Here is a 21430-nt window from a genome sequence, read left to right as displayed (position 1 = left end):
TTGTACAACTTGGTTTTGCGGTCACATGAGCAGAACTTCCCCCTCGGATCGGGTGCAGAAATCGGGTAAAGGGCGTCAACCAACCCAGCGCCCAAGCTGGCCAGAGGAGAATCGAGCGTGAAGATCATCATCGCAGTTTTGGCCACCTGCCTGACCCTTGCCGGATGCGCCATGGCACCGAGCACCGGGTCCGATGACGTGGACCAGCTGGCACAGGCAATCCAGCAGCTTGACGCCAAGGTTGATCCGGCTGAGGCGCGGCGTGCGGCCGAGATATCCTATGCCTATTCCAGCCAGCTGAAACAGGAATGGAACGTCACCGATTCGGCCATCATTCACAACGCGAAGATCATCAACGGGTTTCGTGAAAAAGGCCTGTGTAACGACTGGGCGCAGGCCATGACCACACGCCTGAAGCAAGAGAACTTTCAGACGCTGGACCTGCATTGGGCTACCTCTCCCCCAACCGCGTTCCGGATCATCCACCATTCGGCCCTAATCAGTGCCAAGGGAGATTCGATGTATGAGGGCATCATCCTCGACCCGTGGCGCAACAGCGGTGTGTTGTATTGGGATCAGGTGCGCGAGGATACCAAATACAATTGGCGACCCCGCCTTGAGGTGCGCGAAGAGCTGATCAGCGGCGCGAACCCCTACTGACAGGATACTGCGATGTTACGTCTGACCTTGCTCCTGCCCTTGCTGACCTTGTTCCAATGTAAAGAGGATGAGACGGTTGCCGCCTATGGCGCGGCGGATCAGACATGGGCGCTGCAGGAGATCGACGGACAGCCTTTTGAGGCCAGCGCCCTGCTGCGCTTTCCCGAGGAAGGGCGGATCGAGGGCAACGCCCCCTGCAACACCTATTCGGGCAAGCTGAACGCGCCGTATCCGTGGTTCGAGATCGCTGATCTGGCCGCCACCCGTGCGGCTTGTGCCGGGCTTGAGGCCGAAGGGTTCTATTTCGCCGCGCTGATGGCGATGACGCAATCCGAAGTGTCCGGCGATGTGCTGATCCTGCGCAACGAGGACGGGCACGAGATGGTGTTCAAAGCCGTCGAGTAAACTGCGCCACAAAGCGCGCGCGCGCCTCTGGCAGCGGAGTGTGGCCCAGCGACGGGGCCAGATGGTTTTCCAGAAAATACCCAGTCGTGCGCAGCGCATCGGCAATCTCGTCATCCGGTGCAGCGCCTTCGCCGCGCAAACAGGGTGGCAACGGCAGCAGCTTGTCGGCCCACTCCCCTGCCCCCGCCGCACTGACAGCGCGGCCTGTTTTCGGAGAGACATAGACCAGCCCCTCGGTCGCGCCCGTCACTGCGCAGCTTGAGAGGTCGAGGCCAAAGCCCAGCTCTTCCAGCAGGGCCAGTTCCCAGCGCAGATAGGCCAGTGGCCAGACCTCATCCTGCCCCAGCAAATCCATCAGCTGTTCGGTTTGCTTGTAGATCGCAGGGTGCGGTTCGCGTTCGGGCAGGCAGAAAGACAGAAGCGCCACCACCGCGTTCAGACCCGCCAGCGCCAGCCGCCCCGAAAACGCGGCCGCCGCGCGCGAGCGCAGGGGTTCGACCTGAAAGGTGCCCAGATGTTCCTCAAGCCGCGCGCGCCAGAGCACGTCCAGCTGCGCGCCGGGTTGCAGAATCGGTGCAATCTTGCGGCTGGTTCCCCCGCGCACGACACCCGCGTGACGACCGTGGGCTTCGGTGAAGACCTCGATAATCGCCGCCGTCTCACCATGGCGGCGAGAGGTCAGAAGTATGCCGTGATCACGCCAGTCCAAGCTTGGCCTCGTTCAGTCCCAGATATGTCCGCAGGAAATCTTATGGCCGTTACAGGTGCAAGGTACAAACGGGTCAGGTCAGCTTTGTGGAAGATCTTTTAAACACGTTGCGGTTCTGTGCTTCAGCTGTTAATGTTCACTTTATGTTCTTATCAATGGGATTTCAGAAATGTCACTCAACTATGTCATGATCGGTTCAAACGACGTCGCCAAAGCACGCACTTACTATGACGCGGTTGTGCCCCGGATTGGTGGGAAAGTTATCGCCGAATACATGCCGCACGCTGTCTGTTATGGGCTGCGCGACGGCGGATCGATGTGGGTTGCAACGCCGTTTGACAAAGAAGCGGCCACCGTCGGGAACGGCAATATGGTTGGCCTGTTGTGCCAAAGCGAAGCGGAAGTGCGAGAAGCGCATGCGGCGGCGCTCGCCAATGGCGGAACGAATGAAGGTGATCCGGGCGATCGCCCCCAATATGGCCCGAACTTCTTTGGGGCCTATGCGCGCGACCCGGATGGCAACAAGATGAGTTTTGTCTATCTCGGCGACGAAGGGTGAAGCTGTTCTTCAGAACGTCATACCTGCGTGGATCAGAATTCCGATGACCATCAGCAGGTTCAGCACCATCGAGATCCCGTTGCCCACATAGATGGGCAACTTTCCCACCACCAATCCGTAGGCGAACCACAGAAACGACAGTGCGGCATAGAGCGACCACGAGAGCAGCGACTGACCCGTCGCGTGTTGCGAGTGGGTAAAGTAGAGCTTGATCAGCTGCGGAAGCGTGGCGAATGGACCGACGACGCCGACAAAGACCATGAAACCCTCGAACCGCTGCATCCAGTGGCCAAGTTCCGATTTTTCCAGTTTCTCAGCAATCGTTTCAGCCACGCAAATACCTCATCGTCTTGCGCCATACTAAGGTCAGGCCTGTTCTGACCGCCCGGGTTCTGCATCAAAATAGCCGCTTTGATCCGCGCGTAAAAGGCCCATCCAGCGGGGCTTATTCAAGCCCTTCTTCACCCAGCAGGTGCCGCCCCTGACGGTCTTCGACCTCAATCACCCAGAGATCGGGGTCAAAGCTGCGTTGTCTGGTAACGGCGGCATCCACATCAGCCTCGGGGCCGCTGGAGAGTTCCACCCATTTTCGTTCGCCGCTCATCAGGTCGAAACTGCGTTGGAATGCTATTGCCCGACCATCGAGCGTATTGAGTTTGACCAGCACCGCGCCCGCAGTGTCATCGCCATGGGCCACGACGAAGGCCGGGATTTCCTGAAACCGCAGCCGTGCGAGATAGGCATGCACCCAGAATTCCGCCGTCAGCCGGGTCATCGCACGGACCTCGCCACCAGGTATAAGAATTTTCGGCGAAAATTCTTGGCCTCAGTCATGCGTTGCCGTCTTTGAAATCCAGACCCATTTCCGAGTAACGCTCGGATTCCTCCAGCCAGTTGGGCCGGACTTTCACCTGCAGGAACAGGTGGATCTTACGGTCGAGGAACTCTTCGAGTTCGGCCCGCGCCGCCTGACTGACCGCCTTGATAGTCTCGCCCCGTTTGCCCAACACGATGCCTTTGTGGCCGTCACGCATGACATAGATGACCTGATCAATCTTGGCCGAACCGTCTTTGCGCTCTTCCCAGTTCTCGGTCTCGACCGTCAGCTGATAGGGCAGTTCCTGATGCAGGCGCAGCGTGAGCTTCTCGCGCGTCATCTCGGCGGCGATCATGCGCATTGGCAGATCAGCGATCTGGTCTTCGGGGTAGAGCCACGGACCTTCGGGTAGTTCCGAGGCGAGCCATTTACGCAGGTCGTCGACGCCGTGGCCTTTTTCGGCCGAGATCATAAAGGTTTCGGCAAAGGGATAGCGTGCGTTCAGGTCGCTGGTGAGGGCCAGCAGCTTCTCAGACGGAACCTTGTCGATCTTGTTGATCGCCAGCGCGATGGTGCGGCCCTGCCCGATCTCTTCGAGCCCTTCGAGGATGCGTTCGACCCCTTCGGTGATGCCGCGATGGGCCTCGACCATCAGCACGACCACATCCGCATCAGCCGCCCCGCCCCAAGCGGCGGCGACCATCGCACGGTCCAGACGGCGGCGGGGTTTGAAGAGGCCCGGGGTGTCGACAAAGACTAGTTGCGCGTCACCTTCCATCGCCACGCCCCGGATGCGGGCACGGGTGGTTTGCACCTTGTGGGTCACGATCGAAACCTTGGCCCCGACCATGCGGTTCAGAAGGGTGGATTTGCCTGCGTTGGGCTCTCCGATCAGGGCGATAAATCCGGCGCGTGTGGTCATGTGTTCTGCGATCCTGTTTGCAAGTGCGCACCCCTATAGCAGAATGCCCGGGCGGGCCAGAGGGATTTGTCGCATTGCGACCCGGCCTGTGGATTGGGTCAAGGTGGTGCGCCGCGCCAAAGCCAGCCAAGCGATCATCCTTTCAGTGAGGCAAGACGTGAGACGTCACGGGTTTCTCCCGGGCAGCGAAACTGCTGCGGGAGTGCTTGACCTGATGACGGATACGATGTTGCCGTCGAAGGGTAAGACGGTCGAGATCGGCCTGGTCGCGGACAATCCCGGTGGCTGGGCGTTTCATTGTCATGTGATTGAACGCCAGAAAACGGGTCTGACCGGATTTCTTCGGGTTGCTTGAAGATCGAACTGGCTGCGCCAACCCGATCGATTGGGGGGCCAGCCCCCTAACCCCCTGAGATATTCTTGGCCAAATGAAGGAGGGATCCGGTACCGGGGTGGATGGTGTTGCTATTGCGTCAGCGAATCCAGAAGTGCTTTGGCCGCCGCCTGTTCAGCCTGACGTTTAGAGCCTGCGGTGGCTTGCGCTTCGGTGCCGTCCTGCAGGCGGGCGGCGATGGTGAAGATGGGGGCGTGGTCGGGGCCGGTGCGTTTGACCTCAACATAAGCAGGCGGTTTCTGGCCGCGTGCTTGCGCCCATTCCTGTAGAGCGGTTTTGGCGTCGCGCGCGTCGGCCTCGACCTTGTGGATGCGGTCGCCCCAGAGGGCGAGGATGACGTCTCGGGCCGCCTCGAAGCCTGCGTCGCGGTAGATGGCGGCGATGACCGCTTCCATCGCGTCGCCCAGCAGAGCCTGTTTGCGGCGGCCTCCAGACAGCATCTCGGACCGGCCCAGTTTCAGAACTGCTCCGAGGTCGATCTGGCGGGCGACATCGGCGCAGGCCTCTTTGCGGACCAGCGCGTTGAAACGGGGGGCAAGTTGGCCTTCGGAGGCCTTCTTGTCGGCTTCGAGCAGGGCCGTGGCCATGACAAGGCCCAGTACGCGATCACCCAGAAATTCGAGCCGCTGATTGTCAGGGCGCGTGGGCGAAGACACCGACCCGTGGGTCAGCGCGCGCACCAGCAGTTCGGGGTCGGAGAATTCGTACCCCAATCGCTGCTGGAATGCCTTTATATCGGCCGATAACTTCAATTGACCGCCTTGAAGAAGCGATCACCGCGCCATGTCCAGAAGAACAGCATCGACCGGCCTGCAGAGGAGAACATGATGCGGTCGGCGCGACCGATCAGGTTTTCGTATGGGACGTAACCGACCCCGCCAGCAGATTGCGGCAGGCGGCTGTCGGCCGAGTTGTCGCGGTTGTCGCCCATGAAGAAATAGTGACCTTCGGGCACGGTGTAGATGCCGGTATTGTCGGACCCCTGATTGCCGATGTTCAGTACATCGTATGACACGTCATTGGGCAGGGTTTCGATCAGGCGGGTCTTTTCGCATTCTCCACCAAAGCCTACGGGGCCGTTTTCGCAGCGCGGGCGCAGGCCTTGCGGGCCTTGTGGTTCGGCCAATTCACTAAAGACGCCATCGGGTTGTTGCGGCACAGGGGTGCCATTCAGGATGATCTGGCCCTGACGCACCTGAACCCGGTCACCCGGCATGCCGATCAGGCGCTTGATATAGTCGCGGCCCGTGACCGGGTGGCGGAAAACGATGACGTCGCCGCGTTCAGGCTCGCCGCCCAGAATGCGGGTGTTGTCGCCTTTCATCCAGCCGCAGATATCTTCTGCGTCGATGTTCAGTCCGACGCTGGGGATGATCAGGCTGGGGCAGGACGCGTAGGAATAGCCATAGGCCATCTTGTTGACGAACAGGAAATCCCCGATCAGCAGGGTCTGCTTCATCGAGCCGGACGGAATCCAGAACGGCTGAAAGAACAGGGTGCGGAAAACGCCCGCGATCAGCAGGGCGTAGACGATGGTTTTGATCGTCTCCCAGACGGCGTTTCCGGATTTGGCTTCCTCGGCCATACTGCTCTCTCCAGTCTGTGCGTGGTTGGGGTGCTACATGCGGGTCGGTTGGGGGCAAGTCAAGGCTGCGCGGGCGCTTCGTGAAGCGGGCGGGCCTCGATCACCACAAAGGCCTGCGCCCAGGGGTGATCGTCGGTCAGGGTGACGTGGATGATTGCCTCATGACCTTCGGGGGTCATCTCGTTCAGGCGTTCGGCGGCCCAGCCGGTGACATGCATGACGGGTTGGCCGGTGCGCAGATTGGTCACCGCCATATCCTTCCACGCGATGCCCATGCGCAAGCCGGTGCCCAGCGCCTTGGAACACGCCTCTTTCGCGGCCCAGCGCTTGGCGTAGGTGCCTGCGGTGTCGTGGCGGCGTTCGGCCTTTCGCTGTTCGGTTTCGGTAAAGACGCGGTTGCGAAACCGGTCGCCGAAGCGGTCGAGCGTGCCTTGAATGCGGTCAATATTGGCGAGGTCGGTGCCGATGCCCAGGATCATGCGTTTCTCAAGTCTAAGGTGGTGCCAATCAACTTTAAATGAGACCCAATGGCAAGCAGATCGCGGGACATGTGCTACAGTCGACCTGTTTTGTGTAGTCTGGTGGAGCTGGCCATGTTGAGAAAGGCGTTCATTTCAATCCTTGCACTCACCATTGGCCCAGTTGTCCCTGTGCTGGCCGAGCCTCAGCCTTGTGGCTCCGAGGCAGATCCCTGCCGCGTCGACGCGCTGAGCTATCGGGTGGTTTTACCTGAAAATCCCGAGAACGCGCCGAGTGTCATCTTCTTGCACGGCTATGCAGCGACGGCAAACGCAGCCGTCAATCGCGCCGCACTGGTCGATGCCTTTACCAGCCGTGGCATCGCATTCATCGCCCCCGACGGACAGGTTGATGTCGGCAATCCAAAAATCCTGGATTGGGGTGTGCACGATGGGCACCGCTGGCCTAGGGATGATTTGATTGCTCTGCAAAAGATCAAAGAAGATGCTCTGGCACGGTTTAATCTCGATCCGGGCAGAATCCTGTTGGCAGGTTATTCGCGCGGCGGGTCTATGGTATGGGACAAGGCTTGCACCGATCACGAGTTTGCGGCCGCCTACGCCTCGGCCTCTGGCGCGTTCTGGGAACCGATGTGGCGGCGCTGCAGCGGCCCCGTGCATATGCATCACAGCCATGGCTTTGCGGATCGCACCGTCCCCTTCGAAGGGCGCGAGGCAGTCTTTGGCGGCCTGCATTTCGAGCAAGGCAGCGTCATGAAATCCGTCGGCATTCTGAACCGCACAAACGGCTGCGGGCAGATGGCAAACAAGGTAAAAACCGAAGGGCCAAACTGGGACAAGCACTGGTCCAACTGCACAGCCGGATCAGTCGTTCTGTCGCTTGGCCCACATGGTCACGGGCGGCAGAGCGATTGGCCAGATCGGGTCGCCGACTGGTTCCTGGCCCTGCCAATTGGTCAATAGTATCAGACCTCCAGCACCACGGTGCCGAGCTTTTGCCCGGCCTCGACCATTGCGTGGGCTTTGGCCGCATCCGCCAATCCTCCGCCCGGGACGACGGCGTGGGTTAATGCGCCCTGCTCCAACCATGCGCCCAATTGTGCCTCGCCGCGGCGGCGGGCAATGGCGTCCAACTGATAGACGATCAGCATATGCAGACGGATGTTCTTGAACATGAAGCCGTAGAAATCCAACTCGGGCTTCATTTGTGAGGCCGAGGCATAGCTGGCGATCGTGCCACAAGGGCGGATCATCGCAAGCGAGGCCGTCTGGTTGGCGGCGAAATCAACCTCGACGATGCGGTCGACGCCGGCACCATCCGTCAGGTCCATCACCGCCTCGGTCACGTCTTGGGTGCGGTAGTTGATCCATTCGGAAGCGCCAGAATGGGCGGCTTTCTCGTCAGAACTGACGGTAGTGATCACCCGTGCCCCGCCCAGCGCAGCCATCTGGCAGGCGTAGCGCCCGACGGTGCCAGCACCTCCGGTGACAAGCACGGTCTGATCGGTGATCGGGCCATCGGCGAAAAGCGCATACCACGCGGTCATGGCGGGGATGCCGAAACAGGCACCTTCGGCAAAGCTGGTGGTGTCGGGCAGATGCACCGCCTGATCGGAGGGGAGCGCGATATATTCGGCCCCGGTGCCAAATGCGCGTTGCCATTGGCCGTTCCAGATCCACACACGCTCACCCACGCGGGCCGGATCGACACCTTCGCCAACCGCCTCGATCACCCCTGCCCCGTCCGAGTGGGGGGTGATCACCGGGAATTGCATCACCGCGCCCAGACGCGCACCGCCGCGCAGCTTGACGTCAGAGGGGTTGATACCGCTGGCATGGACGCGCACCAACACCTCGCCCGGAGCGGGGTCGGGCGTGGGCATGTCGGTTAGTTCGAGAACGTCGGATGCGGGACCAAAGCCGCGATATGTAATTGCCTTCATGACAACCTCACCGTGAAAATTTTGTAGCTGGCCACGCCGAAGAAACCGGCGAAGGCAAAATCGAACCAGCGGCGGGCGCGGTGATAGGCGTTGACCATCCGCGCAGACGAAAACAGGAAGGCGTAGCCGATGAAGACCAACAATGAGCCCGCATAGAGCATGGCGAAATAGCCCAGCAGCATGGCAAGGCTGGCATCGTTGGGGGCGACGATGGCATAGATCGACCCCCAGCTGAGGATCGCCTTCGGGTTGGTCAGGTGGATGGCTGCGCCTTTGGCAAAGATCGTGGGCAAGGAACCGGTAACCGGCTTGCCAAGCGCGACCTCATCCGAGGACAGCGCACGACGCAGGGCCTTGAACGCCAGCCAACCCAGATAAGCGACGCCGATATAGCGGATCACCTCGAACACCCAGACATTGGCCAGCATGATCGCCGACAGCCCCAACGCTGCGGCTATGCCCCACGCAGCAGAGCCCGCGCAGATGCCCAGCGCAAAGGCCAGACCGGCAGTACGGCCCTCGTTCATGGCGGTTCCGGCGATGCCCATGGTGGCGGGGCCTGGTGACCCTCCAGCCATCAGCCAGGCGATCCAGATTGCTATGAAACCAGTGGTGATCATCGCGTGAAGGCCGATCTGATCAATCCCAGACCCGCAACGGCGAACAACCCGGCGACAACTCCGTCGATCCAACGACGGAAGCGGCGATATCCGGCCATCATGCCGCTTATCGAGAACAACATCGAATAGAGGAAATTGTTGAGAAAACCTGCAAGCATGCAAATCAGCGTCGCGACGACGACCGAGAGCAGCCCGTCCTCAGGCCCGAGGCCTACTGACAAGGCCGCCATCCATGCGACAACCGATTTCGGGTTGGAGAGGTTGAGGAAAAGCCCGCGCCAGAACCATTTGCCCTTGGCGGGGATGGAAACTCTGGCCGCGTCAGATTGCAGAGCAGAGCGTCCCGACTGCCATGCAAGCCACAATAGATACAACCCACCCAGCACCTTGAGCATCATCAGAACATAAAGCGAGCTTTGTAGAACCGCGCCCATTCCGCTTGCAGCAACCAGCCCCCAGAATACCAGACCGCAGGACAGGCCCAGGCCATAAACAAGGCTGGTCTTACGCCCGAAGCTCATCGCCACTGCGGCGTTGGAAATGTTTGCAGGGCCGGGTGAGACTGCGACGACGAAAAAAGCAAGTGCAGTGATCGCCAGTGAAGTAAGGTCGATCATTCCCGCGCCTCGTCCATCAGGCGGCGCATTTCGTGGACCGCTGGAGTGAGGCCGCGGAAGATGGCTTCGCCGATAAGGAAGTGGCCGATGTTCAACTCGCGCACTTCGGGGAAGGCCGCCACCGGTTGCACGGTGTCGTAGGTCAGGCCGTGGCCGGCGTGGACTTCCAACCCAAGCGAATGGGCATAGGCAGACATTTCGCGCAGGGCTTCCAGTTCGCGCGCGGCATCATCCAGTTTGCCCTCGGCATGGAAGTCGCAATAGGCGCCGGTGTGCAGTTCAATCACTTCGGCCCCGATGCGGTGGGCGGCGTCGATCTGGCGTCGGTCTGCGGCGATGAAGATCGAGACGCGGCAGCCCACATCGCGCAGGGGCGCAATGAAATGGGCCAGCTTGTTTTCCTCGCGCGCGACTTCGAGCCCACCTTCGGTGGTGCGTTCCTCGCGCTTTTCGGGGACGATGCAGACGGCGTGCGGCTTGTGACGCAGTGCGATTTTCTGCATCTCATCCGTCGCGGCCATCTCGAAGTTCAGCGGCACGGTCAGCGCCTCCATCAGCCCTTCGATATCGGCGTCCAGGATATGGCGGCGATCTTCGCGCAGGTGGGCGGTAATACCGTCGGCCCCGGCCTCTTCAGCCAGTTTCGCGGCGCGGATCGGATCAGGGTATGCCCCGCCACGGGCGTTGCGGATGGTGGCCACGTGGTCGATATTCACGCCCAGACGCAAATGGTTGTCAGACATCTTTCGAATCCTTCATTGTCCCTGAGGTCGAGCCTAGTGGTTTTGTTGGAGGAACGTCAGCCTCTGCCTGTGCAAGGCGTTTGATTTGTTCAAACTTCGCCTTGATCTTGGCGCGGCGGCGCTGCTGATAGGTGCGGATCAGCGGCAGGCTGAGATAGGCGCAGATCACCCCGGCCACGATGCCCGGAATGACGCCGCCGATCATGTAGGGAAAGAACACATCGTCATAGAACCGGCTGAGCCCGTGCCAGTCGGCCTCACGATCCGTGAACATGGCGATGCAATTGTCTTTGAGGTCGCCCATCGCATCGGCAAACTTCCCCATCAGCCCGTCCGTGTCATGCTTGCGGAACTTGGTGCCCAGCATGAAATGCCCGGTTTGCAGGCTGATGACCGCTATCGGCACATAGGTCAGGGGATTGCCGAAGAACGTGCCGCTGAGCGCGGCCAGAATGTTGCCGTTCAGCAGGCGGGCCAGGACTGCGGCGACCAGGAAATGCAAGCCGTAGAAAGGCGTGAACGAGGCGAATACCCCTGCCCCGATGCCGCGCGCGATGCGTTCGGGGCTGTCAGGCAGGCGGCGAACCCGGTGTTTGACATAGTGAAAGGCGCGGGTCCATCCACCGCGCGGATAGACGAACTCGGACGCAATCTGAACGGCTGAGCGGCGATCTCGGCGCTTGAAAACCACTCGTGATCACCCCTTCTCAGCCAGCCGCGACAGCGGGTTTCGCGCTTTCCCGGTACCGCTCGACCGCGGCAACATCGCTTTCGGCCTCAAGCATCAGCATCAGCGAATGCAGCTGTTCAAGGTCACGCAGTTCGACATTGATCATCAGGCGGTAAAAATCCGGTTTGCGGTCGACGAATTCGAGGTTCGAGATATTGGCCTTTTTCTCGCCGATCAATGTGCAAATGCGCCCCAGCACCCCGGCATCGTTGCCGATGGTCAGATCGAGCGTCGCGCCATAGACCGCCGGGTGGGTGCCCGAATGCCAGTGCAGATCGACCCAGCGGTCAGGTTCGTTTTCATATTCGGACAGACGATCGCAGTCGATGGCGTGTACTACAACGCCCTTACCGCGAAAGGTGATGCCGACGATCCGCTCACCCGGCAGCGGCTGGCAACAAGGCGCGCGGTCGAATTTCTGGCCCGGTTCAAGCCCGATCACCGCACGACGGGGAGAAATCGCATCTCCGTCATCCTTGGTAAGCTCGGGATATACCGCCTCGACCACCTCATGGGCGGTAAGCTCGGCGCTGCCCAGACGGGCCAGCAATTCATGACGATCTTTCAGGCGCAGGTGTTTGGCGGCGGTGTCCAGCGCCTTGTCGGTGGCCTTGCGACCGAGATTTTCGAACCCGGCGCGGGCGAGTTCCTTGCCCAGCTTGATAAAGCGTTCGCGGTCCACCTCGCGCAGGGCCCGGCGGATGGCGGTGCGCGCCTTGCCGGTGACCGCAATCTCCAGCCATGTGACTTGGGGCATCTGGCCGTCGGCGGTGATGATGTCCACCGACTGCCCGTTCTTGAGGCGCGTCCACAGCGGCACGCGGATCGTATCGACCTTGGCGCCGACGCAGGCATGGCCGATGCGGGTATGGATCGCGTAGGCGAAATCAATCGGCGTCGCCCCGCGCGGCAGTTTCACCACATCGCCTTTGGGGGTGAAGCAGAAAACCTGGTCCGAGTACATCTCGAGCTTGACTGCTTCGAGGAAATCCTCGTGATCATCTTCGCTGTCGAACTGTTCGGTGAGGTTGGAAATCCACTTGGCCGGATCGACCGCAAACGGGTTTTCCGAGCGCACACCGTCACGATAGGACCAATGCGCCGCAACGCCGGTTTCGGCCACGTCATGCATCTGACGGGTGCGGATCTGAACCTCGACCCGTTTGCCGTCGCGGCCCGATACAGTGGTGTGGATCGAGCGGTATCCGTTCGATTTCGGCTGGCTGATGTAGTCCTTGAACCGCCCGGGCACCGCGCGCCAACGCTGGTGGATCGCGCCGAGGGTGCGATAGCAGTCTTCCTCGGTCCGGGTGATGATGCGGAATCCGTAGATGTCGGAAAGGCGCGAGAAGCCCTGATCCTTCTCCTGCATCTTGCGCCAGATCGAATAGGGTTTCTTGGCGCGGCCAAAGACCTCGGCCTCGATCCCCGCCTTTTCCAATTCGTGGCGCATGTCGCCGGTGATGCGATGGATCACATCGCCGGTTTCGCGTTGCAGAGTGATAAAGCGGCGGATGATCGACTGGCGGCCTTCGGGGTTCAGCACGCGGAAGGCAAGGTCTTCGAGTTCCTCGCGCATCCATTGCATCCCCATGCGGCCCGCAAGCGGCGCGTAAATATCCATTGTCTCACGCGCTTTTTGCACCTGCTTTTCAGGGCGCATCGCCTTGATCGTGCGCATGTTGTGCAGGCGGTCGGCGAGTTTGACCAGAATAACCCGAAGGTCCTTGGACATGGCCATGAACAGCTTGCGGAAATTCTCGGCCTGTTTGGTCTCACGGCTGGACAGCTGCAGGTTGGTCAGCTTGGTGACGCCATCGACCAGCTTGGCGACCTCTTCCCCGAACAGTTCGGAGACCTTGCCATAGCTGGCCTTAGTGTCCTCGATCGTGTCGTGCAGCAGGGCCGTGATGATGGTCGCATCATCCAGACGCTGTTCGGTCAGGATGGCGGCAACGGCAACGGGGTGCGAGAAATAGGGCTCGCCGGAATGGCGGAACTGCCCCTCATGCATCTGCATCCCGAACTCATAGGCCCGAGCGATGCGTTCAGCATTTGTCTTGGGATTGTAATTGCGGACCAGCGCAATCAGGTCTTCTGCTGAAATCATCCGGTCCGCACCTTTGTCGCTGGGATTTACCCCTGGCCCTGAGCCTCCATCAGAGCGCGCAGGAGCTTTTCTTCGGACATGTCGTCATCCGCGGGCTTGTCGGATTCCGCACCCATCAGCAGCGCCATCTGATCTTCTTCGGGCTCATCAACCTCGATCTGAGTCTGGTTGGCCTCGATCAGACGCTCGCGCAATTCATCGGCGCTCTGGGTTTCGTCGGCGATTTCGCGCAGCGAGACAACGGGGTTCTTGTCGTTGTCGCGGTCAACGGTGATCGGGCCACCGGCAGAAATCTCGCGCGCCCGGTGGGCTGCAAGCATCACCAGTTCGAACCGGTTCGGGACCTTGTCTACACAATCTTCGACCGTAACGCGGGCCATGGGGCGCTCTCCGTAAATGAATCCGTGGCAGGAAGGGGTTTATCTAAGCGCGAATCCCCGCCTTGACAAGCAGGAAATGCCGCAAATGCGAGGATCACAGAGGCTTGACCTCGGCCACATCCCCGGGCGGCAAGGCGGCAACCATCTGCGTCACGGTCCGGCCCAGCACGGGATGGCACCAATCGGGAGCAACATCCGCCATCGGAACAAGCACAAAAGCGCGGTCCTGCAGGCGGGGATGCGGCAGGATCAGCTGATCCGGCGCGGATTTGGCCTGATCCTCGGGCGGCAGGGTCAGCCAGCGGTGATATTCGGCCTGATCGGGCAGCACCAGATCGCCCCAGCAGACCAGATCGAGGTCCAGCGTGCGCATCCCCCAGCGCTGTTCGCGGGCGCGGCCAAACTCATGTTCGATACGGTGCAGCAGGTCCAGAGCCGCCTGCGGCGTGAGGTCCGTTTCGATCAAAACCGCAGCGTTGAGATAATCCGGCCCTGCCCCCGCCGGAAAGCAGGGGGTGGCAAAAAACCGGCTTTGGGCGCGAATCACTAACCCCACGTTAACCATTGCGCGCAAAGACTGCTTGAGTGTCACCTCGGGCTCATTATCACTCAGAGTGAGATTTGCGCCCAGCGCGATGACTGCTTTTGACAATGATTTGACCACTTCGGACCCCACATTCGGACCAGAGAATACTTGCGATGTAAGCCAAAAGGCCTATTTTAAGCGCACCATTGCACTGACCAATTAATTTACACTCACGGAGCTCACGGTGCGGTGGCTTATACCGGAAGGACCATTTTTATGTTTTACAAGGACGAACGGCTAGCGCTGTTCATCGACGGCTCGAATCTTTATGCAGCCGCAAAGGCACTGGGGTTTGACATCGACTACAAGTTGCTGCGTCAGGAATTCATGCGCAGAGGCAAACTGCTTAGAGCTTTCTACTACACAGCGCTACTGGAAAACGACGAGTATTCCCCGATCCGGCCCCTGGTGGACTGGCTGCACTATAACGGCTTCACCATGGTCACCAAACCGGCCAAGGAATACACCGACAGCATGGGGCGTCGGAAAGTCAAAGGAAATATGGATATCGAACTGACGGTCGATGCCATGGAACTGGCACCGCGCGTGGATCATATCGTGCTGTTCTCGGGCGATGGGGATTTCCGCCCGCTGATTGCCAGCCTGCAACGTCAGGGCGTCCGCGTTTCGGTCGTCTCGACCATTCGCAGCCAACCGCCGATGATTTCAGACGAGCTGCGCCGCCAGGCGGACAACTTCATCGAGCTGGAGGACCTGCGCGACGTGATCGGCCGACCTCCGCGTGAAATGCCGACCGAGCCGCGCAGCATTGCGGCTGCCGGCGGTCAGTAACTCCACCAAACCCCACCACTCACTCACCCATGGGGTTTGACGGATTATGTGCGGCCAGGGCCAGAAGCCCTGGCCGCACCACTTTTAAAGGGATAGGTGCTGAAAACACCCCTTTGCTAACAGTGATTCATGTCAGGTAAATGACGCGCTCCTGTCTGGACCATGGCAATGAAAAGACCTAGGTGTTCGGTCGAGGAGAACGCCGAATGAAAAAGCCGCCGCTGACATTGTATCTGGCCGCCCCGCGCGGGTTCTGCGCCGGTGTGGATCGCGCCATCAAGATCGTGGAAATGGCCCTGCAGAAATGGGGGGCTCCGGTCTATGTGCGGCATGAAATCGTGCACAACAAATTCGTCGTTGACGGTCTGCGCGCCAAGGGTGCGGTGTTTGTCGAGGAGCTGGATGAGTGCCCCGATGACCGCCCGGTGATTTTCTCGGCTCATGGGGTGCCGAAGTCGGTGCCTGCCACTGCTCAGCAGCGCGAAATGATTTATGTCGACGCGACCTGCCCGCTGGTCTCAAAGGTGCATGTCGAGGCGCAGCGCCATGCGGATGCCGGGCTGCAGATGATCATGATCGGCCACAAGGGCCACCCCGAAACCGTCGGCACCATGGGGCAACTGCCCGAGGGTGAGGTGTTGCTGGTCGAAACGGTCGAGGATGTGGCACAGGTGAATGTGCGCGACGCCAACAAGCTGGCCTTTGTCACCCAGACGACACTTTCGGTCGACGACACCAAGGATATCATCGCTGCGCTTGAGGCGCGCTTCCCGGCCATCGTCAGCCCGCATAAGGAAGACATCTGCTATGCCACCACCAACCGGCAGGAAGCGGTGAAGGCGGTTGCGCCGAAATCCGATGCGTTGCTGGTGGTCGGCGCACCGAACTCGTCGAACTCGCGCCGTCTGGTCGAGGTCGCCTCGCGCGCGGGCTGCGAGTATGCGCAGCTGGTACAGCGCGCGACCGAGATCGACTGGCGGGCGCTGGAGGGGATTTCGAGCATTGCCATCACCGCCGGGGCATCCGCCCCCGAGGTGCTGGTCAATGAGGTGATCGATGCGTTCCGCGACCACTACGAGGTCACTGTCGAACTGGTCGAGACCGCCGTCGAGAATGTCGAGTTCAAGGTCCCCCGCGTATTGCGGGAGCCAGCATGAGCGGTATCCCCCGCGCGCCACTGTTTCTTGGTTTGGCCGGGCTGATCCCGTTTGTCTGGGGGGCGCTGACCTATCTGAGTGGTGATCTGAACGATTGGGGCCGACAAGCGCTGGGCTCGCGGTTCGTGGGGCCCTATGTTCAGCTGTTCTATGGTTCGGTGATCCTGAGCTTCATGTCCGGCGTTCTGTGGGGGTTCGCCACCAAGACCTCGGGCAGCAAGGCGGCGACCTGTTACACGCTCTCGGTCCTGCCCGCGCTTTGGGCTTTCCTCAAGACCGGCGGAGGCCCGATTAGTGCGGGCACCAACCTTATGTATGGCTTTGCGGGCTTGCTTTTGCTGGACGTACTGTTTTCTTACTGGCGACTGACCCCGGTCTGGTGGATGCGGCTGCGCATCCTGCTCACCGCCATCGTGCTCGCCTGTCTTGCCGTGGGAGTTTACCTATGAGTGATGACCGGACAATCAATGCCTACACCAACCGGGTGTCGGACTATCTTAGTATGCCCCTGCCCGCCGAGCAGCTTGAGGCGCGGCAGGCTTTTGCCGATGCTGTTGGCGAAGGTGGATATGTGCTGGATCTGGGATCAGGACCCGGATCGGACAGCGCATTTCTGATGCGGCAGGGGCTGAAGGTGCGGGCGCTGGATGCCACGCCCGCCTTTGTCCAGCATGCGCGCGGCAACGGCGTGGACGCGCATCTGGGCACGTTCGACGATGTCACCGAAGTGGCGGAATATGACGGTGTTTATGCCAGCTTTTCGCTGCTGCACGCGCCGCGCGCGGATTTCCCGCGTCATCTGAGCGCCATCCACCGTGCGCTGAAACCCGGCGGCCAGTTGTTTCTGGGAATGAAACTAGGCACGGGTGAACATCGCGACGAGTTGGATCGTTACTACACCTATTATACCGAGGCCCAGATCGAGGACGCTCTGACCACCGCCGGATTTGCCATTGACCGTGCCGTGCAGGGTGTGGGCAAGGGGCTGGCCGGGTCTTATGACGGGTTCATTCTGGTGTTTGCCCATGCCTGATTTATTTGCCTATACCGATGGAGCCTGCTCCGGCAATCCCGGCCCAGGCGGCTGGGGCGTGCTGCTGCGCGCGATGGACGGTGAGACCGTTCTGAAAGAGCGCGAGCTGAACGGCGGAGAAGCCGAGACCACCAACAACCGGATGGAACTGCTGGCCGCGATCAGCGCTCTGGAGACGCTGGAGCGCGCCTCGGAGATCACCATTGTCACCGACAGCGCCTATGTGAAGAACGGTGTTACGGGGTGGATTTTCGGATGGAAGCGGAACGGCTGGAAGACCTCGAACAAGAAGCCGGTCAAGAATGTCGACCTGTGGCAGCGGCTGGATGAGGCGCAAGAGCGCCATCGGGTGACCTGGGAGTGGGTCAAGGGCCATGCGGGCCATCCCGAGAACGAACGCGCCGACGAATTGGCCCGCGCGGGCATGGCCCCCTTCAAACCCAAGAAGGCGCAGGCGTGAACGGGCTTGCCCTGCTGGACTATGCTTCGGTTCTGGTCTTTGCGCTGACCGGAGCGCTGGTCGCCAGCCGGGCGCAGCTGGATCTGGTCGGGTTTGCCTTCATCGCCTGCCTGACAGCGGTTGGCGGTGGCACCATGCGGGACCTTCTGCTGAATCGGCATCCGGTGTTCTGGGTTGGTCAGCCCGACTACATCCTGATCGCCTGCGGGGCGGCGGTGCTTGTGTTCTTCACCGCGCATCTGGTGGAAAGCCGGTACAACTGGCTGGTCTGGCTCGACAGTTTCGCCCTGTCCATCGCAGTGGCCGCCGGTACCGGTGCGGCTCTGTCGCTGGGTCAGTCCGGTGTCATCGTCGTGCTGATGGGCGTCACCACCGGCTGTCTGGGCGGGTTGATGCGCGACGTGGTCTGCAACGAGGTGCCGCTGGTGCTGAAACAGGGCCAGCTCTATGTCTCCTGCGCTTTTGCTGGGGCCCTGGCCGCAGTGTTGGCGACCCGCATTGGGCTGGAGGGGCTGATTGCGCTGGGTCTGTGCGCATTGGTTTGCTGGGCGCTGCGCGCCGGTTCACTGTTGTTTGGCTGGCAATTGCCGGTTTACAAGGCCCGACCACCCCGGCGATGAGGTAAAGGACACACGCGATGGTTCTCAGATATTTCCACCTGTTCGCCGCATTGTCGTTACTTGCAGCCTGCGCGGACCCGTATAACCCGGTCAGCTTCACAACCGAGGGAGAGCAGATCGTTGCCAGCGGCACAATCGACCACACAACGCTCAGCGCATTTGAAGATGTGATCGCGGAAAACCCCGGGATCAAGACGCTGGTGCTGCAGAATATCGAAGGCTCGGTCGATGATGACGCGAACGTGGTCTTCAGCCGTGTCGTGCGCGAGGAAGGGTTCGATACGGTGGTGCCGTCGGACGGGCTGGTCGCCTCGGGCGGGACAGATCTGTTTCTGGCGGGCAATCGACGGGTGCTGGAGCCCGGCGCCTGCGTGGGTGTTCACAGCTGGGGCGGCGGCGGGTATGTGGCCGCAGACCTGCCTGAGGATCACCCGGAACATGACCGCTATTTGGACTATTTCCAGGATATCGGCATCGATCCCGGTTTCTACTGGTTCACGCTGGATGTGGCGTCGGAGGACGAAATGCACTGGATGACCGCTACCGAGGCGAACCGGTTCGACATGACCTCGCGCGAGGCCCCGCGTCTGGGGTCGACTGCCACCTGCGAGGCGCGTTAGCGCCGCAGGTATGTCTGCCAGAGCCAGATCACCAGAAGCGCGCCCAGCACGGCCCCAACAAAACCCGACAGCCACCCCATTACTGTGATGAGCGTGCGCAGGATCAGCCCGCCGACCAAAGCGCCGATGATACCGATGAACATCGTGGTGGGGATATCAGCCTCGATCCGCATCAGGCGGGTGGCGAGGAAGCCTGCGGCGGCTCCGATGATGATCAGGGCGACGATGGGCATGTCACTTCCTCCAATGGGTGGGCACGATGATCAGCGCGCCAATCGAGGACAGCACCGCGTCCAGTCCGGGCGGGCCAAAGCTGATGCCGAACATGATGCGGACGAAATAGAACAGGAAGGCCCCGCCGACACAGATGATGATCGACTGCAGATAGCCGTTATGGGTGAAGCCGGTCTTTTCCGACAGGTAGCCCACAATCCCGGCGATCACGACGGTGCCCATCAGGATCATGAACATCTGGCTTTACTCCGATGACAGGCGGGTGCCGACCGGGATGGGCCAGCCCCGCAGAAACGTTTCCCTATCCTGCGCGCCTTTGCCCGCCCGTTGCAAGCGCAGCAGTTCGACCGCGCCGTCGCCACAGGCCAAGCGCAGCTGGTCGTCCAGCACCTCGCCCGGTGTGCCCTGCCCTTCGGCCAGCCGCGAAGCGAGCAGCTTGATCCGGTCACCTTCGATTTCGGTCCACGCGCCCGGGAACGGAGAGAGGCCGCGAATTTTTCTATCAACTTCGACGGCGGGGGCGGACCAGTCGATCCGCGCCTCGGATTTGTCGATCTTGGCGGCGTAGGTGACGCCGCCCTCGGGTTGTGGTTCGGGGGTCAGGCTTGGCAGCTTTTCCAGTGCTTCAACAATCAGCGCCGCGCCCATGTCCGACAGGCGGTCATGCAGTTGCGCCGTGGTTTCCTCGATCCCGATATCGGTGGCTTCGCGCAGCAGAACGGGGCCGGTGTCCAGCCCGGCCTCCATCTGCATGATGCAGATGCCGGTCTGCGGATCACCCGCCATGATCGCGCGATGGATCGGAGCGGCACCGCGCCAGCGCGGCAAGAGGCTTGCGTGGATGTTCAGGCAACCATGGGCCGGGGCGTCCAGAATGGCCTGCGGCAGGATCAGGCCATAGGCGACGACGACCGCGATATCGGCGTTCAGCGCGGCAAAACGTACCTGCTCTTCTTGTGACTTCAGCGAGGTCGGGTGGCGCACCTCCAGACCCAGCGCCTCGGCGCGGGCATGCACCGGGGTTGGGCGGTCTTTCTTACCGCGGCCAGCGGGGCGCGGGGGCTGGCAATAGACAGCGGCGATCTCGTGCCCGGCCTTGACCAGCGCATCCAGCACCGGGACCGAGAAATCGGGGGTTCCCATGAAGATGACGCGCATCGCTACCCCTGTTTTTTTGCCTTACGCAACAGCATGTCGCGTTTGACCTTGCTGAGCCGGTCGAAATACATCCGTCCGTTCAGGTGGTCGATCTGGTGCTGCACACTGGTGGCCTCGATGCCAACGAAATCGCGGCGGTCGATCTGGCCCTGCTCGTTGAGAAACTTCACCGTGACCGCTCGCGGGCGTTTCACCTTGGCCGAGACGCCGGGCAGGTTGGGGCTTGCTTCTTCATGCTCGCGCAGCTCGATGGAACTGTGAAGGATTTCCGGGTTGGCCAGACGCACGGCGCGGCCCCGCTCGGTTGAGCCATCCACGACAGCCAACCGCAGCATCACTCCGATCTGAGGCGCGGCGAGGCCGACGCCGGGCATCGCCTCCATCGTGTCGATCATGTCGTCCCAGATGGCGTGGATGTCGTCGGTGATCTCAGAGACGTCCTCGGCCTTGGTGCGTAGGCGTTTGTCGGGCCATGGCAGGCAGGTGCGCACCGTCATGTACGGGCCTTTTCGCGTTTGAGCTTCTGCATCTTGCGGGTGATCATCTGGCGCTTGAGCGGTTTGAGATAGTCGATGAACAGCTTGCCGTTCAGGTGGTCGATCTCGTGCTGCACACAAGTCGCCCAGAGATCATCGAAGGTTTCCTGCTGCAGATTGCCATCACGGTCCAGCCACGTCACGTCCACGGTCTTGGGGCGCGTGACCTCGGCATATTGGTCGGGGATCGACAGGCAGCCTTCTTCATAGACATTGGTCTCGTCCGAGGACGCAATGACCTCGGGGTTGAACATGACCAGCGGGCGCGGGGCCTCGCCCTCTTCCTTGATGCAATCCACCACGATCAGCCGATCCAGCACACCGATCTGCGGTGCCGCGAGGCCGATACCGGGCGCGTCATACATCGTCTCCAGCATGTCATCGGCCAGTTTGCGCAGATCGTCGGTAATGTCGGCCACCGGCGCGCAGACCTTTTTCAGGCGGGGATCGGGATGGATCAGGATATTGCGTTTCATGAGGCTGATTTAGGCCATCGCGCCCGCCACCGCAACGGCCCCCTTGCACATGGCGGATTTGAGGTTAGCTTTCGCCTCGACAGAT

Annotated in this window: 32 protein-coding genes; 12 read left to right on the top strand and 20 right to left on the bottom strand. The window is 61.0% G+C overall.

Going from position 1 to position 21430, the window contains the following annotated elements; all coding sequences use genetic code 11:
* The first annotated feature begins 117 nt into the window (after positions 1 to 117).
* The gene (locus tag ACR0NF_RS19090; protein WP_480668043.1) at positions 118 to 660 is read left to right on the top strand and encodes a hypothetical protein; all 543 of its coding nucleotides are present in this window, start codon (positions 118 to 120) and stop codon (positions 658 to 660) included.
* Between the two features lie 12 nt (positions 661 to 672).
* A complete protein-coding gene (locus ACR0NF_RS19085; protein ID WP_480668044.1) occupies positions 673 to 1065 on the top strand; it encodes an META domain-containing protein in 393 nt (130 codons plus the stop codon).
* Here ACR0NF_RS19085 and recO read toward each other — a convergent pair.
* Entirely contained in the window at positions 1049 to 1774 is a 726-nt protein-coding gene (recO, locus tag ACR0NF_RS19080) for a DNA repair protein RecO (RefSeq protein WP_480470679.1), read from the bottom strand. The two genes, ACR0NF_RS19085 and recO, sit on opposite strands and share 17 nt — an antisense overlap.
* Positions 1775 to 1943: 169 nt before the next feature.
* Here recO and ACR0NF_RS19075 point away from each other — a divergent pair, with 169 nt between their 5' ends.
* Positions 1944 to 2333: a VOC family protein gene (locus ACR0NF_RS19075; RefSeq protein ID WP_480470680.1), complete on the top strand. Its 390-nt coding sequence runs from the start codon at positions 1944 to 1946 to the stop codon at positions 2331 to 2333.
* Positions 2334 to 2342: 9 nt separating this feature from the next.
* Here ACR0NF_RS19075 and ACR0NF_RS19070 read toward each other — a convergent pair whose 3' ends face one another.
* The 3 genes from ACR0NF_RS19070 to era form a co-directional block, all read right to left on the bottom strand.
* Entirely contained in the window at positions 2343 to 2666 is a 324-nt protein-coding gene (locus tag ACR0NF_RS19070; protein WP_480470681.1) for a SemiSWEET transporter, read from the bottom strand.
* A gap of 112 nt (positions 2667 to 2778) precedes the next feature.
* Positions 2779 to 3108, bottom strand: coding sequence for a DUF1491 family protein (locus ACR0NF_RS19065; RefSeq protein WP_480668045.1), 330 nt, complete (start codon positions 3106 to 3108; stop codon positions 2779 to 2781).
* Between the two features lie 55 nt (positions 3109 to 3163).
* Positions 3164 to 4072, bottom strand: a complete 909-nt coding sequence (era, locus tag ACR0NF_RS19060; protein WP_480470682.1) for a GTPase Era — start codon at positions 4070 to 4072, stop codon at positions 3164 to 3166.
* A gap of 214 nt (positions 4073 to 4286) precedes the next feature.
* On the opposite strand from era, the gene ACR0NF_RS19055 reads away from it, so the two are divergent.
* On the top strand, positions 4287 to 4427 hold the full coding sequence (locus ACR0NF_RS19055; protein ID WP_480470683.1) for a multicopper oxidase domain-containing protein: 141 nt from the start codon (positions 4287 to 4289) through the stop codon (positions 4425 to 4427).
* Between the two features lie 110 nt (positions 4428 to 4537).
* Here ACR0NF_RS19055 and rnc read toward each other — a convergent pair whose 3' ends face one another.
* The 3 genes from rnc to acpS are packed head-to-tail and all read right to left on the bottom strand — an operon-like array spanning position 4538 to position 6530.
* Positions 4538 to 5218 (bottom strand): ribonuclease III, encoded by a 681-nt coding sequence (rnc, locus tag ACR0NF_RS19050; protein ID WP_480470684.1) that lies wholly within the window; start codon positions 5216 to 5218, stop codon positions 4538 to 4540.
* The gene (lepB, locus tag ACR0NF_RS19045) at positions 5215 to 6051 is read right to left on the bottom strand and encodes a signal peptidase I (RefSeq protein WP_480660219.1); all 837 of its coding nucleotides are present in this window, start codon (positions 6049 to 6051) and stop codon (positions 5215 to 5217) included. Before lepB ends, rnc begins: the two co-directional genes overlap by 4 nt.
* Before the next feature lie 59 nt (positions 6052 to 6110).
* Positions 6111 to 6530 carry a holo-ACP synthase gene (acpS, locus tag ACR0NF_RS19040; protein WP_480470686.1) on the bottom strand — a complete coding sequence of 140 codons (420 nt, stop codon included), beginning with the start codon at positions 6528 to 6530 and terminating at the stop codon, positions 6111 to 6113.
* A gap of 114 nt (positions 6531 to 6644) precedes the next feature.
* Here acpS and ACR0NF_RS19035 point away from each other — a divergent pair, with 114 nt between their 5' ends.
* Complete coding sequence (locus tag ACR0NF_RS19035; RefSeq protein WP_480470687.1) at positions 6645 to 7493, top strand: alpha/beta hydrolase family protein; 849 nt, start codon at positions 6645 to 6647, stop codon at positions 7491 to 7493.
* A 2-nt stretch (positions 7494 to 7495) separates the two neighbouring features.
* Here ACR0NF_RS19035 and ACR0NF_RS19030 read toward each other — a convergent pair whose 3' ends face one another.
* From ACR0NF_RS19030 to folK, 8 genes are all read right to left on the bottom strand, one after another.
* A complete protein-coding gene (locus tag ACR0NF_RS19030) occupies positions 7496 to 8473 on the bottom strand; it encodes an NADPH:quinone reductase (RefSeq protein WP_480778785.1) in 978 nt (325 codons plus the stop codon).
* Positions 8470 to 9093, bottom strand: coding sequence for a LysE family translocator (locus ACR0NF_RS19025; RefSeq protein ID WP_480668047.1), 624 nt, complete (start codon positions 9091 to 9093; stop codon positions 8470 to 8472). The genes ACR0NF_RS19030 and ACR0NF_RS19025 overlap by 4 nt, the downstream gene beginning before the upstream one ends.
* A complete protein-coding gene (locus ACR0NF_RS19020; RefSeq protein WP_480668048.1) occupies positions 9090 to 9710 on the bottom strand; it encodes a LysE family translocator in 621 nt (206 codons plus the stop codon). Before ACR0NF_RS19020 ends, ACR0NF_RS19025 begins: the two co-directional genes overlap by 4 nt.
* Positions 9707 to 10453 carry a pyridoxine 5'-phosphate synthase gene (locus tag ACR0NF_RS19015; RefSeq protein ID WP_480470691.1) on the bottom strand — a complete coding sequence of 249 codons (747 nt, stop codon included), beginning with the start codon at positions 10451 to 10453 and terminating at the stop codon, positions 9707 to 9709. The genes ACR0NF_RS19020 and ACR0NF_RS19015 overlap by 4 nt, the downstream gene beginning before the upstream one ends.
* A complete protein-coding gene (locus tag ACR0NF_RS19010) occupies positions 10446 to 11144 on the bottom strand; it encodes a DUF2062 domain-containing protein (protein ID WP_480778784.1) in 699 nt (232 codons plus the stop codon). Before ACR0NF_RS19010 ends, ACR0NF_RS19015 begins: the two co-directional genes overlap by 8 nt.
* Positions 11145 to 11160: 16 nt before the next feature.
* Complete coding sequence (locus tag ACR0NF_RS19005; protein ID WP_480470693.1) at positions 11161 to 13293, bottom strand: RelA/SpoT family protein; 2133 nt, start codon at positions 13291 to 13293, stop codon at positions 11161 to 11163.
* A 26-nt stretch (positions 13294 to 13319) separates the two neighbouring features.
* Positions 13320 to 13673 carry a DNA-directed RNA polymerase subunit omega gene (gene rpoZ, locus ACR0NF_RS19000; protein WP_010437681.1) on the bottom strand — a complete coding sequence of 118 codons (354 nt, stop codon included), beginning with the start codon at positions 13671 to 13673 and terminating at the stop codon, positions 13320 to 13322.
* Positions 13674 to 13767: 94 nt separating this feature from the next.
* A complete protein-coding gene (folK, locus tag ACR0NF_RS18995) occupies positions 13768 to 14349 on the bottom strand; it encodes a 2-amino-4-hydroxy-6-hydroxymethyldihydropteridine diphosphokinase (RefSeq protein WP_480778783.1) in 582 nt (193 codons plus the stop codon).
* 126 nt (positions 14350 to 14475) lie between these two features.
* Between folK and ACR0NF_RS18990 the strand changes: the two genes are divergently transcribed.
* The 7 genes from ACR0NF_RS18990 (at position 14476) to ACR0NF_RS18960 (ending at position 18941) form a co-directional block, all read left to right on the top strand.
* Positions 14476 to 15051 carry a LabA-like NYN domain-containing protein gene (locus tag ACR0NF_RS18990; protein ID WP_480470695.1) on the top strand — a complete coding sequence of 192 codons (576 nt, stop codon included), beginning with the start codon at positions 14476 to 14478 and terminating at the stop codon, positions 15049 to 15051.
* 206 nt (positions 15052 to 15257) lie between these two features.
* Complete coding sequence (ispH, locus tag ACR0NF_RS18985; protein WP_480470696.1) at positions 15258 to 16208, top strand: 4-hydroxy-3-methylbut-2-enyl diphosphate reductase; 951 nt, start codon at positions 15258 to 15260, stop codon at positions 16206 to 16208.
* Complete coding sequence (locus ACR0NF_RS18980; protein ID WP_480778782.1) at positions 16205 to 16657, top strand: DUF3429 domain-containing protein; 453 nt, start codon at positions 16205 to 16207, stop codon at positions 16655 to 16657. Before ispH ends, ACR0NF_RS18980 begins: the two co-directional genes overlap by 4 nt.
* Positions 16654 to 17241, top strand: a complete 588-nt coding sequence (locus tag ACR0NF_RS18975) for a class I SAM-dependent methyltransferase (RefSeq protein ID WP_480778781.1) — start codon at positions 16654 to 16656, stop codon at positions 17239 to 17241. Before ACR0NF_RS18980 ends, ACR0NF_RS18975 begins: the two co-directional genes overlap by 4 nt.
* On the top strand, positions 17234 to 17701 hold the full coding sequence (gene rnhA, locus ACR0NF_RS18970) for a ribonuclease HI (RefSeq protein WP_480660227.1): 468 nt from the start codon (positions 17234 to 17236) through the stop codon (positions 17699 to 17701). Before ACR0NF_RS18975 ends, rnhA begins: the two co-directional genes overlap by 8 nt.
* A complete protein-coding gene (locus tag ACR0NF_RS18965) occupies positions 17698 to 18321 on the top strand; it encodes a trimeric intracellular cation channel family protein (protein ID WP_480470700.1) in 624 nt (207 codons plus the stop codon). The genes rnhA and ACR0NF_RS18965 overlap by 4 nt, the downstream gene beginning before the upstream one ends.
* Positions 18322 to 18338: 17 nt before the next feature.
* Positions 18339 to 18941 (top strand): COG3904 family protein, encoded by a 603-nt coding sequence (locus tag ACR0NF_RS18960; RefSeq protein WP_480778780.1) that lies wholly within the window; start codon positions 18339 to 18341, stop codon positions 18939 to 18941.
* On the opposite strand, the gene ACR0NF_RS18955 is transcribed toward ACR0NF_RS18960, so the two are convergent.
* Genes ACR0NF_RS18955 through def (ACR0NF_RS18935) form a run of 5 tightly spaced genes read right to left on the bottom strand, consistent with a single transcriptional unit; the run spans position 18938 to position 21345 of the window.
* Positions 18938 to 19174, bottom strand: coding sequence for a GlsB/YeaQ/YmgE family stress response membrane protein (locus ACR0NF_RS18955; protein WP_480470702.1), 237 nt, complete (start codon positions 19172 to 19174; stop codon positions 18938 to 18940). The two genes, ACR0NF_RS18960 and ACR0NF_RS18955, sit on opposite strands and share 4 nt — an antisense overlap.
* Position 19175: 1 nt before the next feature.
* Positions 19176 to 19412, bottom strand: a complete 237-nt coding sequence (locus ACR0NF_RS18950) for a hypothetical protein (protein WP_039541692.1) — start codon at positions 19410 to 19412, stop codon at positions 19176 to 19178.
* A 6-nt stretch (positions 19413 to 19418) separates the two neighbouring features.
* A complete protein-coding gene (gene fmt / locus ACR0NF_RS18945; protein WP_480778779.1) occupies positions 19419 to 20333 on the bottom strand; it encodes a methionyl-tRNA formyltransferase in 915 nt (304 codons plus the stop codon).
* Positions 20334 to 20335: 2 nt separating this feature from the next.
* The gene (gene def / locus ACR0NF_RS18940) at positions 20336 to 20830 is read right to left on the bottom strand and encodes a peptide deformylase (protein ID WP_480778778.1); all 495 of its coding nucleotides are present in this window, start codon (positions 20828 to 20830) and stop codon (positions 20336 to 20338) included.
* Positions 20827 to 21345 (bottom strand): peptide deformylase, encoded by a 519-nt coding sequence (gene def / locus ACR0NF_RS18935; protein ID WP_480778777.1) that lies wholly within the window; start codon positions 21343 to 21345, stop codon positions 20827 to 20829. The genes def (ACR0NF_RS18940) and def (ACR0NF_RS18935) overlap by 4 nt, the downstream gene beginning before the upstream one ends.
* Positions 21346 to 21430 lie beyond the last annotated feature (85 nt).

The sequence above is a fragment of the Ruegeria sp. CF4 genome, from assembly GCF_056537345.1.
The sequence above is the reverse complement of the archived record's forward strand: the minus strand, read 5'-3'. Positions and strand labels throughout refer to the sequence as shown.

Coding starts and splice junctions, on each gene's coding strand:
- ACR0NF_RS19085 (WP_480668044.1), top strand. CDS start 673: ATGTTACGTCTGACCTTGCTCCTGCCCTTGCTGACCTTGTTCCAATGT.
- ACR0NF_RS19075 (WP_480470680.1), top strand. CDS start 1,944: ATGTCACTCAACTATGTCATGATCGGTTCAAACGACGTCGCCAAAGCA.
- ACR0NF_RS19065 (WP_480668045.1), bottom strand. CDS start 3,108: ATGACCCGGCTGACGGCGGAATTCTGGGTGCATGCCTATCTCGCACGG.
- era (WP_480470682.1), bottom strand. CDS start 4,072: ATGACCACACGCGCCGGATTTATCGCCCTGATCGGAGAGCCCAACGCA.
- ACR0NF_RS19055 (WP_480470683.1), top strand. CDS start 4,287: ATGACGGATACGATGTTGCCGTCGAAGGGTAAGACGGTCGAGATCGGC.
- lepB (WP_480660219.1), bottom strand. CDS start 6,051: ATGGCCGAGGAAGCCAAATCCGGAAACGCCGTCTGGGAGACGATCAAA.
- acpS (WP_480470686.1), bottom strand. CDS start 6,530: ATGATCCTGGGCATCGGCACCGACCTCGCCAATATTGACCGCATTCAA.
- ACR0NF_RS19035 (WP_480470687.1), top strand. CDS start 6,645: ATGTTGAGAAAGGCGTTCATTTCAATCCTTGCACTCACCATTGGCCCA.
- ACR0NF_RS19030 (WP_480778785.1), bottom strand. CDS start 8,473: ATGAAGGCAATTACATATCGCGGCTTTGGTCCCGCATCCGACGTTCTC.
- ACR0NF_RS19025 (WP_480668047.1), bottom strand. CDS start 9,093: ATGATCACCACTGGTTTCATAGCAATCTGGATCGCCTGGCTGATGGCT.
- ACR0NF_RS19020 (WP_480668048.1), bottom strand. CDS start 9,710: ATGATCGACCTTACTTCACTGGCGATCACTGCACTTGCTTTTTTCGTC.
- ACR0NF_RS19015 (WP_480470691.1), bottom strand. CDS start 10,453: ATGTCTGACAACCATTTGCGTCTGGGCGTGAATATCGACCACGTGGCC.
- ACR0NF_RS19005 (WP_480470693.1), bottom strand. CDS start 13,293: ATGATTTCAGCAGAAGACCTGATTGCGCTGGTCCGCAATTACAATCCC.
- rpoZ (WP_010437681.1), bottom strand. CDS start 13,673: ATGGCCCGCGTTACGGTCGAAGATTGTGTAGACAAGGTCCCGAACCGG.
- ACR0NF_RS18990 (WP_480470695.1), top strand. CDS start 14,476: ATGTTTTACAAGGACGAACGGCTAGCGCTGTTCATCGACGGCTCGAAT.
- ispH (WP_480470696.1), top strand. CDS start 15,258: ATGAAAAAGCCGCCGCTGACATTGTATCTGGCCGCCCCGCGCGGGTTC.
- ACR0NF_RS18980 (WP_480778782.1), top strand. CDS start 16,205: ATGAGCGGTATCCCCCGCGCGCCACTGTTTCTTGGTTTGGCCGGGCTG.
- ACR0NF_RS18975 (WP_480778781.1), top strand. CDS start 16,654: ATGAGTGATGACCGGACAATCAATGCCTACACCAACCGGGTGTCGGAC.
- rnhA (WP_480660227.1), top strand. CDS start 17,234: ATGCCTGATTTATTTGCCTATACCGATGGAGCCTGCTCCGGCAATCCC.
- ACR0NF_RS18960 (WP_480778780.1), top strand. CDS start 18,339: ATGGTTCTCAGATATTTCCACCTGTTCGCCGCATTGTCGTTACTTGCA.
- ACR0NF_RS18955 (WP_480470702.1), bottom strand. CDS start 19,174: ATGCCCATCGTCGCCCTGATCATCATCGGAGCCGCCGCAGGCTTCCTC.
- ACR0NF_RS18950 (WP_039541692.1), bottom strand. CDS start 19,412: ATGTTCATGATCCTGATGGGCACCGTCGTGATCGCCGGGATTGTGGGC.
- fmt (WP_480778779.1), bottom strand. CDS start 20,333: ATGCGCGTCATCTTCATGGGAACCCCCGATTTCTCGGTCCCGGTGCTG.
- def (WP_480778778.1), bottom strand. CDS start 20,830: ATGACGGTGCGCACCTGCCTGCCATGGCCCGACAAACGCCTACGCACC.
- def (WP_480778777.1), bottom strand. CDS start 21,345: ATGAAACGCAATATCCTGATCCATCCCGATCCCCGCCTGAAAAAGGTC.